Raw genomic sequence first — 13,104 nt, forward strand, 5'->3', positions numbered from 1 at the left:
GTCCGCAGGCTACTGTGCAGAAGTTGTGAACAATAGTGATCTCCGGAGGAAGAGAATCACGTCTCCTCGCACTTGCCCACCGAGCGACCGGTCGGAACCACCTCGAAACGGTCAGCAGGGCTCGTCGACGACCGGTGCGGTGACGCTGGTCCACGTGCTGCGGAACGCCGAGGCATCACGCAGCAGTCGGGACCGACGGCCGAGTCCGCCGCCGCTCTGCAGCCGGATCTCACCCGCCGGGTGGTCGCCGGTGGCGCCGAATCCGCTGGTGGGTTGCTTCCGGCTCGGCAGGAGGTCGGTGGTGTTCATGAATGTTCCTTTCTACTGCGGATCTACTGCGGATCTACTGCGGACGATCTCGGAGTTCGGCGTCAGGCGGTCTCGGAGAGGACCGCGGCCCGGGACGCGAGCCGGGCCGACGGCGGTTCAGGGGTCGGCCCCCGCAGCAGCAGCGCCGACGGGACGCGGTCGGCGAAGCCGAGCCGCAGCAGGCCGTGGCCGCAGCCGGCCACGCCGGTGAGCAGTCCGGGCGACGCGGTCCCGGCCCGGGCGGCGCGGCGAGCACCGCACCGGGCCGCACCGGCGGCCCGGTCCCGCAGGGCCGAACGGCCAGGTTCCCGGTGGAGCAACTCCAGCGCGCCCCACTCGCCGTGGCACAGGCTGTGATCAGGCAACGGTCCGGTGCGGCCGAGGAGCCCGACCACCTCGGCGACGGTCTTGGCGAGCCCGGGGTCCGCCATCGCCTCGGCCCGGTCGGCGACCGCCAGCGCCACCCCGGCCGAGCCCGTGCACCAGGAGAGGTCCGCCCCGGCGGACGGCAGCGCGCCCACGGCCGCACGCAGCGCGGCCAGTCCCGTCCGGCCGTACCGCTCGCCGCCTCCGGCGGAGGCGAAGCCGAGCAGCGCCCAGCCCACCCCGGCGGCGCCGGTGGCGAAGCCCGGCGCCGCCGGGACGGGCGCGGCAGCGAGCCGGTCGGCGCAGGCCTCCGCGCCGCGCCGGAGCTCGGCCGACGGACTCACGCGGTGCGCGGCCAGCAGTGCGACCAGGCCGCCCGCCGTGCCGTCGAGCACACCGGTCGGCTGCTCGACCCCGGCGGCCCGGACGGTCAGGGCGGCCGCCGGATCGATCAGGGCGCGCACCCCGGCGTCGTCCAGGACGGCTGCCACGCTGGTGAGCGCGTACAGGATGCCGCCGAGCCCGGTGAAGCCGCCCGAGCCGACCGCGCCGAGATCCTCGTCCGGGAGCGCGGCGAGCCGTTCGAGCAGCTCCGGCACCGGCTGCAGAGCGGCCAGCGCCGTCCCGGCGTAGCGGTCCGCGCCGCTGACCGCGGCCAGTTGGGCGAGGAACAGCGCGACGCCCGTGTACCCGTGCCCCAGGTCGGCGCCGCAGGGCCCCAGCCTGCGGTACCGCTCGCCGAGCGGTTCCACACCCAGCCAGTTCGCCCGCCCCTGCCCCCGGTGGGCCCGCTCGACCAACAGGTCGCCGAGCTCCCGGGCGGCGCCGAGCAACCGCTTCGGAGCGGGCGGTTCGTCCGGCTCTGCGGAGCGCGGGCCGGGCACGGCGACGGGATGGGCCGCCTCCACGGCACGGCAGGCCAACGACGCCCGGATGATCCGTTCCTGCCCGGCGAGGTCGGCCTCGTCCATCGCCGCGAGGCGGTCCGTCACCCGGGCCAGTCCGGACCGGTCGAGGACGCCGGAGATGCGGGCGCCGGTGCCGCTCCACAGGTCGACACGGCCCGGCCGGGAGGTGAACACCGGCACGTCGCCGTTCCCCAGCTCGGCGACCTCGTGGTCGAGCAGTCCCGGCCAGCCCTGGTCGTCCACCGCGTCCGTACCGAGCAGTCGCATCAGCGCCTCCCGGTCGGCCGGCTCCCGCAGCACACCGGGGTGGGTGGCCTCGACGAGGACCGTCGCGTAGACCTGGGTGGCCCGGGTGACCACGCGGACCTCGTCGTCGTCGAAGCGGCGCAGCAGGCCGGTCAGCTCCTGTCGGCCCGACAGGATCGCGCGGTAGCCGGCGCGGAAGCCGGCCACCAGCGCCTCGGCGTGGGCGGCGGGTTCGGCTTCGGCGCCGTCCAGCCGGGGGCGGTTGTCGCTGCCGGGGGCCGAGCCGGGCCGACGTACCAGCCGCATCTCGTCGGTGCCGGCGGCCTCCCAGCCGATCGCCTCCAGCGGCGAGCGGCAGTCGGTGCCGCCTCCGAGACCGGAGAGGTCGAGTGCGGCCTCGTCCCCGAGCACCAGTTGGGGCAGCAGGCCGGTCCGCTGGACGGACTCGTCCAGCGCACGGCCCGCCGGGTCAGCGGCGGCGGGGTCCTCGGGCGAGGGCGGGTGGAAGAGCGTCTCGACGTCCACCGGCACCGGGTGGTCGCCGCAGGCGATCAGGTTCTCGTGGTGCAGATCGGTGAGGTCGAGGACGTGGGCGATGGCGAGTAGCGCGCCCTGGCGCCGGTAGAACCGGTCCAGTTCGGCCGGGGAGGCGCAGGGGCCGGCCTCGACGAACTCCGACCAGCCGTATTTTGGACGGGTCAGCAGGGCGGGCGTGCGCAACCCGGGCGTTCCCGGGCGGGCGTTGAACCAGTCGACCAATTCGCCGAAGTGGCGGTCGGCCGCGAGCGGACGGGGCTTGTAGACCAGGCGGCTGCCGTCGGCGAAGCGCAGTACGGCGACCCGCCGGCCGCCCCGGTGCGCGTCACCGCTGGTCCGGTCCACGGCGGCCAAGGGCCCCGGTTCGCGTCCGGCCAGCAGCCGGGCGACCAGTTCGGTGCGGTCGGCGGCGTACCGGCTGAGCAGTTCGGCCATGGCCGCGACGGCGTTCACGCAGGAACGGCCGACCAGCAGAGCCAGCACCGGGTACGTGGCGAACAACCGGGTCAGGCCGGCCCGGGTGCCGGTGGTGGCGACGAAGTCGCGGAACCTGGTCTGCGGGGTCGCGCCCGCCAGCAGCCCCTCCACCCTGGCCACCCGGAGCTCCAGCACCAGCGCGCGGGCCGCCAGAACGCCCAGTGCGGCGGCCGTTCGGGCGGTGAACTCCGCAACGATGTCCGGCAGTTCGGCCGACCGGCCGACCAAGGGGTCGAGCGCGGCGAGCAGCCGCCGCCCGGCCAGGTCGGCGAACGGCGCGAACACGACGGCGAAGCCGGCCGTCCCGGGCAGCGGCCCGGACGGCAGGACCGGGTCGCCGGGTGCGGCGGCGAGAGCAGCCTTGACGAACTCGGCCGGGTCGAGGTCACGCGGGCCCGGGGACTGCGCCAGTGCGAGGGGCGGCGACCACCGGGACGAGGTGGTCGCCGACCCTGCTGCGAGCGTGCTGTCGCCGAACATGGCGCAGAGCTTGTCAGTTCGCCCGACGGCGGCACAAGGGGCGGGAATCTGCCGGAATTACCCTACCGGAGGACGCCGTTGAGGGTTTCCGGCGCACCTCGTTCCCCCCTGCGCGAACCCGGCGGCCCAGGGTGCGACGTGGGCGTGGGCGCGGAGGTCACGTGCTCGTACGCGCGTGGGGGAGCAGGTCGACCGCCTCATCGAGCAGTCCATGGAGGAGGGAGATACCGATAGGATGAACTGGGAGTTTCGGCGTAAAAGCGACCCACCCCACGCGGGGCGGGGGAGAGGTGCCCAACGGTCGGATGCCCCAGGCCGGAAGCCTCTTTTCGGCCCCCTGGGAAAAGCCGAGCTTCTTCGGCGAGTACGACATGAGCAAGTTCTCCGTTCGCCGGCGGCACGAGTTGCCGGCGGTACAAGCTCGGCAGCCTTTTGAGCGGCATGAACGCCAGCTTCTGCATGGTGATGCCGGTGCGTGGACCGGATACGGTCCGGATCTCGGAGCAAAGGGGGCTGCAGAAACGGATCAGCCCTCGTCCCGCTGTGGCAGAAATCCGGCGCCCGCTGGACACTCTCCTGCCCCCCGGCCCCACCACGACAGACGCCCACATGCCCTGAACCGGTCCCTCTGGCGCAGACGCCACCAGGCCACAGCCCGACGCCGCCACTACCGGAGAAGAACCGGCTCAGGACATGAGATCTCACTGGAGCACCAACACTCCCCGGAGGCTCCGGCCCATGCCCGGGGCCAGTGCCGCCGGATCGGCGGCACGGTCGGCGAACACATCGCCAAGCATGGCGGGTACTCCTTGACGGTGTCGGGCGGGCTCACCGCGTACATGGAGGATCGGTACGGCGTTCACGAGGTCGCCACAGCCCTCCAGCCGGTCTCCGAGCTCGACGTCAGGCATTCTGCCCGCCTTGGAGTCGGCAGAGACGTTCGGTTGCGTGGGAGGCAGGCGTCCCCTCCCGTGAAACCGGCGAGGGGACGGCAGTGCGCGTCAGGGCGGCGGAGGCCGTCGACCCGGACCGGAGGAACCGTGACGCCAAGGCCTCGGCGGCCGCCGCCACGCCCTGAAGAGGGACGGTGTCCATTCCGGGCACGGTCGGGAGCAATGTGCTGGACAGGCACGTGTTCCGCGGTCTGGAGGCGTAGCGGCCCGCCGCTCTGGGGACCGGATGCACCAGGGCCGTCGGGGCCCTCAGGGCGCGGGCGATCTCCCGGGCCCAGGCCGCCCGGGAGACGCGCTCGGGGCCGCCCAGGTGAAGCACGGGCGGCAGATCGCCCTCGTGTGCGAGGAGGCGGGCGACCACCCTGGCGACGTCGTCCACGAGGACCGGAGTGGTCCACTGGTCGGTCGGCGCCTCCACCGGCTCGCCCCGGGCGAGGCGGTGGGCGCACGACGCGAAGAAGTTCAGCCACTTCCCGCCGTCCGCGGGCTCGTGGCCGTAGACGAGACTGACGCGCAGGGCCGTCGCCGGGGAAGCCGCCCCGGAGAGCAGCACCTCTTCGGCGGCGCGTTTCGCCACCCCGTACGCGTTGGCGGGTGCGGTCGGCGTGGACTCGACGTTCTCGGCACACCTGCCGTCGAACACGTTGTCCGTCGAGATCATCACGATGCGGTCCAGGTCCGGTACCGCGGCGAAGTGGGCCGTCGCCGTCCGGTGCGCCGCGGTCGCCTCCTCGGGATGCGCCTCGCACCACGTGACGTCGGACGGCCCGTGGACCAGGACGACCGTGCGGGGTGCGACCGTGGCCACCGCCCGTTCGCAGGCCCTCGCGTCCGTGGCGTCCAACGACTGCCACCTTGCCCCGTAGTCCTCGGGCGCGACCGTGGGCCGTCCCCGTGAGCCGAGCGTCACCTCGTGGCCCTCGGCGACGAGTCGGCGGGCGATCTCGGAGCCCACGAAGCCGCTGCCGACCACGAGCGTCCGGCGAGCCGTGCCGGGTGATCTCTCCGTACGTCCGGACATCAGAGGGTCGCCTTCTTCCGGTGGGCCGCGAGACGGCGGCCCACCAGCCGGCCCGCCCCGATCAGGCCGTGGTCGTCGTCGTCCTTGCCAAGGACGACCATGGCATCGACCTGAGCGGCCGACAGCCCGAAGCAACCCTGCCGTACGAGCTCCTCCACCAGCAGTTCCCGGTAGCGCTCGCCGATCGCGAGGGCAAAGCCTCCCATCAGGACGTACCGACGGATCCCGATCGACGCGAACACCCCGCCCACCGCCGCCGCCAGGTGCACGAGGGTGGAGCGCAGCACGGCCGTCGTGAACGGGTCCCCGTCGCGCACGGCCCGGGCGATCTCCGGGTTGCCGAGGAGGCGCGGATCGGCGACTCCCGCGCGGGCCGGTGCCGACCGGGCGTACCCCGCCGGGTCGGAGGCCGCCGCCCGGCGCACCGCGGCGAGGACGCCCCGCCCCGAGGCGATCGCCCCCAGGTGCCCGCGCCCTCCGCAGTCGCACAGCGGGGCGTCGGGGGAGCGGTCACAGGTCCAGTGGCCGAGCTCCCCGCCGTGCCCCTCGACGTCGAGGAGCACGGCGCCGTCGCGGAAGACCTTGTTCCCGATGCCGGAGCTGATCGTCAGCAGACAGAACGGGACCGCGCTCTCCCTCCCGTACCGCCAGGCGGCCGCCGTGAGGTCGTTGACGACGAGCACCGGCACGGACAGCCGGGCGCTCAGGATCTCCCGGAGCGGGAGGGGTTCGCCACCCGCGCCCCACACCGTCGGGGCCCCCATGACGGTCCCGTCCCGGGCGACCGGGCCGGCGAAGGCGACAGCCAGGGCGGCCGGTGCGGTGTCGGGACGCGCACCCGCCTGCCGTTCGGCCGCGCACACGATCTGGTCGACCACCCGCCGCTGGAGCACCGGCACGGGAGCACCCGGGTGGGCGGCCATGCCGTCCACCGGTGTCCTGCGCACGTCGGAGAGGCGTCCGCCGCCCCGGGTGTCGAACGTGCCGACGCGCAGCGTCGTCCCCCCGACGTCCATCACGGTCACTGCCTCGCCGGATTTTGTCACCGTCGGGTCACCGAGCGGAATCGTCATCGGTGTCCTCCCTCTCGTGGGCCGCCACCTCGAAGACGAGCAGCGCCAGTTCCGTGTCCTTGTCATTGCTCAGACCGTGCTCGCCGAAGGGGTCGTTGGGGATGACGTCCCCGGCCTCCACCCGGAACGCCTCCCCGTCCCGGTACATCACGCCGCTCCCGCTGAGCACGACGTACGTCTCGCGGTCGTGACCGTGCCGGTGCCGTCCTATGGAAGTCCCCGGCGGCAGGACGGCCAGGTCGATGAAGTCGGCGCCGGCACCTTCGCCCCGGGCGAAGATCCGGTGGGCCAGGATGGTGCCCGCCCCGCCGTGGTCGTGCGGTTTCGGGGACAGCAGGTGCCGCAGGTTCTTGAGGGGCCGAGTGGTGCCGCGGGTCACAGTGCGGCCTCCTGTGCGAAGCCCCGGGCCCTCCGAGCGAGTTCGTCCAGGGCCAGGCCGAGCACGTCGCGGGGCAGGTCAGTGAGGTCGTCGACGAATGCAGCCTTGCCCGCGGCGAGGGGGACCACCAGATGCAGCCGACGGCCGCGGCGTTCCCAGGACTCCTCGAGCGCCCGGGCCATCAGTTCCGGTGTGCACGTCTCCGCGTCGAAGACGGGCAGCCCGATGCGGGCCAGGAGACCGATGATCCGGTCGCACTCCCGCTCGTCGACCAGACCGAGCCTCAGCGCCAGACAGGACGAGAGCGCCATGTCGACGGCCACGGCCTCGCCGTGTTCGAGGCGGTGGTCGCCCGCCGTCTCGATCACGGGGCTGAAGGTGTGGCCGAAGTCCACCAGACGGGCGAGCCGGTGTTCCCGGAGGTTCGGGCAGAGCTCCTCCATCATCAGCCGCATCGAGGTCCGCAGGATGTACCTCTCCACCTCGGGCGGCGTCGGAACCCCGGTCCGCCGGAACGCGTCAGGATACCGCTCCAGCGTGCGGAACAGCTCCTCGTCCAGGATCACGGCCATCTTCACGATCTCCGCGAGACCGCAGCGGACCTCGCGGAGCGGCAGCGTGGAGAGGAACGCGGGATCGCTCAGCGAGGCGTGCGCCGGGTGGTAGGCGCCGAACATGTTCTTCGTGTGGAGGGCGTTGACCCCCGTCTTGACGCCGACCCCGACGTCCACCTGGCCGACGAGGGTGGTGTTGATCCGGATGTACCGGATCCCCCGGGAGTACATCGAGGCCGCGAAGCCCACGACGTCCGAGACGATGCCGCCGCCGAGGGCCAGCATCACCCCGTGCCGGTCGAGTCCGTGCGCCTTGGCCAGCGCGCAGACCCGCTCCGCCATCGCCAGTGTCTTGTTCTTCTCCCCGGTGGGAATCGTGTGCAGCGTCCACGTCCCTGGGGCCAGGTTCGCCTCCAGGTAGTCGCGCAGCGCCTGCCCGTACAGGCGGCCGACGGTCGGGCCGGTGAAGGCGACGACCCGGCGTCCGCCCACGGCGCGGGCGAGTGCGGGATTCCCGGGGGAGAGCACCTCCGGGACGAGGTCCGACCGGTACCCGGTGCCGTCCGGCGCGAGCAGGCTGAACCCGTCGGCGTCCTCCCACACACCCGACAGACGTTCCTCGTCAACTAGAACCCGGCTCGACATGCCTCTCCTCGTCAGTCACTCGGTGTGCTTGCGGCCGGCGTGCGTACACCCCGGCCAGGTGGCGGAGGAGCGGAGCCTCGGACAGCTCCTCCAGGGACACGGGACGACCCTGCTCGTCGGCGATCGGCAGGCACCAGTTGGGATGGACACCCGCCGTGCCGGGCAGGTTCTGCGGCCGCCGGTCGCCGGTCGTGTCCGGAAGCCAGACGCCGATCATCCGGGCCGGTGTCAGACTCAGGTACGTGTGCAGTGCCGCGACCTCTCCGGCGGGATCGGGCAGGAGCCCGAGCCGCTCCATCTCGGCGATCCAGCCGTCCCGTTCGCCGGCGGCCTCGGCCTTCTCCTCCTTCGGCGGCCGGGTGAGCAGCCCCAGCGAGGCCCGCAGGTCGACGTGTTCGCCGCTGAGCCAGGCCGCCGTGGTGGGCAGGTCGTGCGTGGTCAGGGTGGCGAGACAGTGCTCGCGCCACCGTTCCGGCGGCAGAGGGCCCACCCGGCCCTCGGAACCGCCCTCGTACTCGAAGCGCTGCACGGCCGTCCCCAGCACGCCCCGGGCCGCGAGCTCCTCGCGGACCTCCGGCTCGACCGTGCCCAGGTCCTCCCCGATGACGAACGCCCCTGCGGCCTCCGCCTCGGCGCCCAGCACGGCCAGCATCGCGGCGCCGTCGTACCGGACGTACGTGCCGTCGGACGGGGGACGCCCCTCCGGCACCCACCAGAGGCGGAAGAGCCCCATGACGTGGTCGATGCGCAGCGCGCCGGAGTACCGCAGTCCCGCGCGCAGCAGCCGGGCGAAGGGCCGGTACCCCTCCGCGGCCAGCGCGTTCGGACGCCACGGCGGCTGTCCCCAGTCCTGGCCGGACGGATTGAAGTCGTCCGGCGGGGCCCCCACCGACATCCCCTCGGCCAGACAGTGCTGGAGCGCCCAGGAGTCGGCCCCCTCGGGCGCCACGCCCACCGCCAGGTCGTGGACGAGTCCGACGCGCATCCCCGCCTCCCGCGCGGCGCGCTGGGCGCCGGCGAGCTGCTCGTCGGTGATCCAGGCGAGCCACCGGTGGAAGTCGACGGTGCCGGACAGGACCCGCCGGGCCTCGGCCACGACCGGCGACCGGGGATCGCGCAGCGCGGCGGGCCAGGAGCGCCACGCCGGGCCGTGGACCTCCGCGAGCGCGCACCAGGTGGCGAAGTCCGTGAGGTCGCTGCCCTCCCGCGCCAGGTACGCGGCGAACGCCGCCTCGCGCCCGGGCGAGCGGGGCACCTCGTACACCTCGCGCAGGGCCAGGTGCTTCAGCTCGCGCACCTCCTCGCGGCGGATGAGCGACTCCCCTGAGAGGACGGCGGAGTTGAGGGACACGGCCCGGTCCACCAGCCTCCGGATGCGGGCACGCGGCCCCTCCTCCAGATACGCGAACTCGGGGACGGCCTCGACCCGCACGTGCATCGGGTCGGGGAAGCGCCGGCTGCTCGGCCGGTAGGGCGAGGGGTCCGGCAGCGGACCGGGCTCCATCGCGTGCAGCGGCCCCAGTTGGACGAAGTCCGCCCCGAGGTCCCGTCCCGTCCAGGAGACCAGCTCGGCGAGGTCACCGAGGTCGCCCATGCCCCAGGAGCGGCGCGAGAGCAGGAAGTAGAGCTGGACGAGGAGGCCCCACGAGTACGGTGCCGGGGCCGACCGCTCCGGCGCGACCAGCAGCACCGCGGTGTCGCGCCGTCCGTCCCGCTCCGCGCTCAGCGTGTGGGACCCCACCGGCAGCGGCTCGTCGAGCCCTCGCGTGCGGCCGTCGGCGCAGATCACCTCGGCGCTGGTACCGGCCGGCAGCCTCGGCCGGGGGCCGTGAGGTCCCCGTACGACCACGCACGGTGGAACCAGCCGGTGGGCCCGCTCGGCACGGTAGGCCGCGAGCGCGGCTTCCGCCGCGGCGGGCGTCGAGGCGTCGACGCCACAGGCGGCGAGCACCGAGACCAGGGTGTCCCGGGGGACGTCGACCGGGCGCCCCCGGTCGGTGCGGTAACCCGTCGCCACGCCGTGGGCCTCGGCGAGACGGGAGAGGGGATCGCTCACGCGCCGCCTCCCATCGGGACCACCGGCGTGCCGAAGAGACGTTCCAGGACCGCCGCCACGCCGTCCTCCTCGTTGCCCGGCGCGATCTCGTCGGCGACGGCCCGCAGCGCGGGGTGCGCGTTGGCGACCGCCACCCCGTGGCCGGCGAGCGCGAGCATCGGCAGGTCGTTGGGCATGTCACCGAACGCCACGGTCTCCTCGCCCGTGCGGCCGAGGACCTCCAGGGCCCGCGCCACGCCGGTGCCCTTGGTGACGCCCCGCGGCAGGATCTCGACCATGCCCTGGACGGAGTGGACGACGGTCACCTCCTCACCGCAGAGCCGGCGCGCCGTCTCGGTCAGCTCGTCGTCCCCGAGGACACGGTGGTGCAGCACCAGCTTGTCGATCGGCGTCTCCCACAGCAGTGACCGGTCGGCCGTGACGTCCCAGCCGTGCCGCACCCGCTCACCGAAGCCCGGTGTGACCTTGAACCGGCTCTCCGGGGGCGAGGTCACCACCCCCAGTTCGAGCGGCCCGACGAGGTCCTCGACGCGGGCGACGACGGAACGTGCGAGGCCGGTGTCGAGCCGCTCCGCGGACAGCAGCCGGTCGGCGCCCGCGTCGTACAGCTGCGCGCCCTGTCCGCAGACGGCGAGTCCCGTGTAGCCCAGGGAGTCGAGGAGCCGGCGGCAGGCGGCTGCCGGACGACCGGTGACCACGAGGTGCCGGGCCCCGGACGAGGCCACCAGATCGAGCGCGCGGCGGGTCCGCGACGAGACCGTCAGGTCGCCACGAAGCAGCGTGCCGTCGAGGTCCGTGGCCACGACGCGGAAGGGCGGGACCCCAGGGACGGGGACGTTGTCCCAGGTCACCCGGCCGGAGGCGAGAGTGAGCCGGAGGACGAGACCGGCCCTCAGGTCGTCGACCCCGACGGAACCCCGGAAGACGCCGTCGGCTTCCCGGCGCAGCGCGGCGGTCCGGGTCCTGCCCACCGTGGGTACCGGCTCGTCCGACAGCGCGGCCTCGGCCGCCGATTCGAGGGGTTCCGGACCGGACGGGCCCGTGCCTGCCGCGGCCGGTGGCACGTTCCCTTCGACCACGACGTCGACCGCCGCCATCTCCGGGTGTCGGTACTCCACTCGCAGCGTCCCGTCCGGCTCCGCGGGGAAGACGCGGCAGCGGTGCCGGACCGGGGACATCAGCTCCTCGCGGCCCGCCGCCTCCGCCAGCTCGGCGCAGCGCGGGAAGTCCGCCCGTGCGAACGCGGCGTCGAACAGCGCCTCGTACGCGGCGGCGTCGAGCTCGGCGCACCGCCCGTAGGCGGTCGCGTCCCCCAGTTCGAGGGAGCGCCGGACGATCTCCTCCCGGTGCTCCGTCCACTCCGCGTCGTCGAGCAGGTCGAACCAGCCGTACCGGATCGCGTCCCGCGCGGGCAGTCGGCGCGGCACGTCGTCGAGGAGCTCCCGGAAGACGGCGAGGCGTCGGCGGGCGCTCTCGCCCCAGGTGAAGCCACGGGCGGTCCTGGACGCGGCGGCGGACAGGCGCGCATGTGCCTCGGGCTCCTCGCGGAACATCCGCTCCGCGTCACGGATCCGGTCCGCGAGCAACGCCGCGAGCTCCCGGTCGTCGTCGCGGAACGAGCCGCGGACCGCGAAGCCCGTCGCCTTGGGGTCCTCGTGCGGACGAGCGTGCCCGAAGTGGGCGGTGGCCCGCTGCGCGGTGCCGACGGGTACGGCCCCGCAGGCCATCGCCTCGGCCTGCGCGATGAGGAAGCCGTCGAGCTCGAACTTCGACGGGTAGACGCAGAAGTCCGCGCAGGCGGCCTCCGCGAACAGCTCGTCCTCGTCGACGAGCCGCCAGTCGAGCCGCACCCGGTCCGGGTACGCGTCGGCCACCCGCTGGAAGTACGCGTTGGCGGGCGACACCTCGGCCACCCCGCCCGCGCCGGTCGCGCACCGCAGCAGGAAGGAGACCTCCGCACCGCCGGCCAGGACCTCCTCAACCGCCCGGATCAACTCCAACTGCCCCTTGTGGTGCACTGCGTACCGAGCTGCGTGGTAGAAGACGGGCCGGGCGGGATCGAGGCCCAGGGAACGCAGCACGGCGTCGCGGTCGACGCCCTCCGGGTCCCTCGCCAGCCACGTGCCGGAGACTCCGCAGCCCCCGTCGAAGAGCTTGCCCGCCTGCTCGTGCAGCAGCCCGGAGACGGGCAGCGACGCGACGTACCGTTCCATCGGGGTGTCGGCGAAGGTGCTGTGGTGGTCGCGCTGCCCGGGCGAGACGAAGTCCACCAGGTCGGCGTGGGCGAGAAGCTGCGGGAAGAGGGCGACGTGGTCGGGGCCGTACTCGGTGTGCAGGCGTGTCGCCGACAGCGCCCGCACCATGGCGGCGGCCGGCGAGTTCTCCGGCGGCGGCGTCTCCTCCCAGGAGCCGAGGACGCTCCTCCCACCGGCCGCGGTACCGGCGCCGGCCGGCCCGGGCGAAGCGTCGAAGAGGGCCAGCAGGGCCTCGACCTGGGGCCGGTAGACCTTCTGCGTGATCGGCGCGTTGGCCGCCACCGTGCTGACACAGCGCCACCGGGGGTCGCCGCGCAGCACCAGCGGAACCAGGTAGTGGTAGGACGGCTCGAAGCCGTGGACGATCGCCGGCTCCTCCCCGCCGAGCCACTCCCGCAGGAAGCGCAGTCCCGCCACCTGGAAGACCAGCGGCTTGAAGAACGCCAGGTCCCGGCCCTCGGAGTCCGGCGGCGGATACAGCCGGTCCGGCAGCAGGTCCAGCTGGGCGTCGGACAGGAAGTACACGTCCACGCCGTCGAGCCGCAGCAGATGGACCCGCGTCGTCAGCGGCAGCACCGCTTCGGCGGGCCGGCCGGGCCAGGTCTTGGGATCGAGCACCAGCGGCACCGTGTGGTCGATCCCGAAGTCCAGTTCCTCGATCGCGTACGACGCGCGCAGCCGGTCGAGGTGTCCGTGCGCGGGTGTCACGATCGAGACGCGGTGCCCGAGGGAGGCGTACTCCCGGGACAGGTTCCACACCAGTGGCGACAGGCCCCCGCGCATCAGCCGGGAGTCGAAGCCGCCGCATTCGTAGGCGAAGTTGACGATGTGCATGGGTGTGCTCC

Annotated in this window: 8 protein-coding genes; all 8 read right to left on the bottom strand. The window is 73.7% G+C overall.

From position 1 onward, the window contains the following. Positions 1 to 111: 111 nt before the first annotated feature. Complete coding sequence (locus ACIQKA_RS06650) at positions 112 to 309, bottom strand: hypothetical protein (RefSeq protein WP_383152959.1); 198 nt, start codon at positions 307 to 309, stop codon at positions 112 to 114. A gap of 62 nt (positions 310 to 371) precedes the next feature. Next, a complete protein-coding gene (locus ACIQKA_RS06655) occupies positions 372 to 3,323 on the bottom strand; it encodes a type 2 lanthipeptide synthetase LanM family protein (RefSeq protein ID WP_402540206.1) in 2,952 nt (983 codons plus the stop codon). A 903-nt stretch (positions 3,324 to 4,226) separates the two neighbouring features. Next, entirely contained in the window at positions 4,227 to 5,297 is a 1,071-nt protein-coding gene (locus tag ACIQKA_RS06660) for an SDR family oxidoreductase (protein ID WP_402540207.1), read from the bottom strand. Beyond that, entirely contained in the window at positions 5,297 to 6,370 is a 1,074-nt protein-coding gene (locus tag ACIQKA_RS06665; protein ID WP_402540209.1) for an ROK family protein, read from the bottom strand. Before ACIQKA_RS06665 ends, ACIQKA_RS06660 begins: the two co-directional genes overlap by 1 nt. Continuing rightward, complete coding sequence (locus ACIQKA_RS06670) at positions 6,351 to 6,749, bottom strand: cupin domain-containing protein (protein ID WP_390111349.1); 399 nt, start codon at positions 6,747 to 6,749, stop codon at positions 6,351 to 6,353. The genes ACIQKA_RS06665 and ACIQKA_RS06670 overlap by 20 nt, the downstream gene beginning before the upstream one ends. Next, positions 6,746 to 7,948, bottom strand: a complete 1,203-nt coding sequence (locus tag ACIQKA_RS06675; protein ID WP_383152952.1) for a sedoheptulose 7-phosphate cyclase — start codon at positions 7,946 to 7,948, stop codon at positions 6,746 to 6,748. Before ACIQKA_RS06675 ends, ACIQKA_RS06670 begins: the two co-directional genes overlap by 4 nt. Then, on the bottom strand, positions 7,926 to 10,004 hold the full coding sequence (malQ, locus tag ACIQKA_RS06680) for a 4-alpha-glucanotransferase (protein WP_402540210.1): 2,079 nt from the start codon (positions 10,002 to 10,004) through the stop codon (positions 7,926 to 7,928). Before malQ ends, ACIQKA_RS06675 begins: the two co-directional genes overlap by 23 nt. Continuing rightward, on the bottom strand, positions 10,001 to 13,093 hold the full coding sequence (locus tag ACIQKA_RS06685) for an HAD hydrolase family protein (RefSeq protein WP_402540211.1): 3,093 nt from the start codon (positions 13,091 to 13,093) through the stop codon (positions 10,001 to 10,003). The genes malQ and ACIQKA_RS06685 overlap by 4 nt, the downstream gene beginning before the upstream one ends. Positions 13,094 to 13,104 lie beyond the last annotated feature (11 nt).

The sequence above is a fragment of the Streptomyces sp. NPDC092045 genome, assembly GCF_044756005.1.
Lineage (GTDB): Bacteria > Actinomycetota > Actinomycetes > Streptomycetales > Streptomycetaceae > Streptomyces.

Coding starts and splice junctions, on each gene's coding strand:
- ACIQKA_RS06650 (WP_383152959.1), bottom strand. CDS start 309: ATGAACACCACCGACCTCCTGCCGAGCCGGAAGCAACCCACCAGCGGA.
- ACIQKA_RS06655 (WP_402540206.1), bottom strand. CDS start 3,323: ATGTTCGGCGACAGCACGCTCGCAGCAGGGTCGGCGACCACCTCGTCC.
- ACIQKA_RS06675 (WP_383152952.1), bottom strand. CDS start 7,948: ATGTCGAGCCGGGTTCTAGTTGACGAGGAACGTCTGTCGGGTGTGTGG.
- ACIQKA_RS06665 (WP_402540209.1), bottom strand. CDS start 6,370: ATGACGATTCCGCTCGGTGACCCGACGGTGACAAAATCCGGCGAGGCA.
- ACIQKA_RS06685 (WP_402540211.1), bottom strand. CDS start 13,093: ATGCACATCGTCAACTTCGCCTACGAATGCGGCGGCTTCGACTCCCGG.
- ACIQKA_RS06660 (WP_402540207.1), bottom strand. CDS start 5,297: ATGTCCGGACGTACGGAGAGATCACCCGGCACGGCTCGCCGGACGCTC.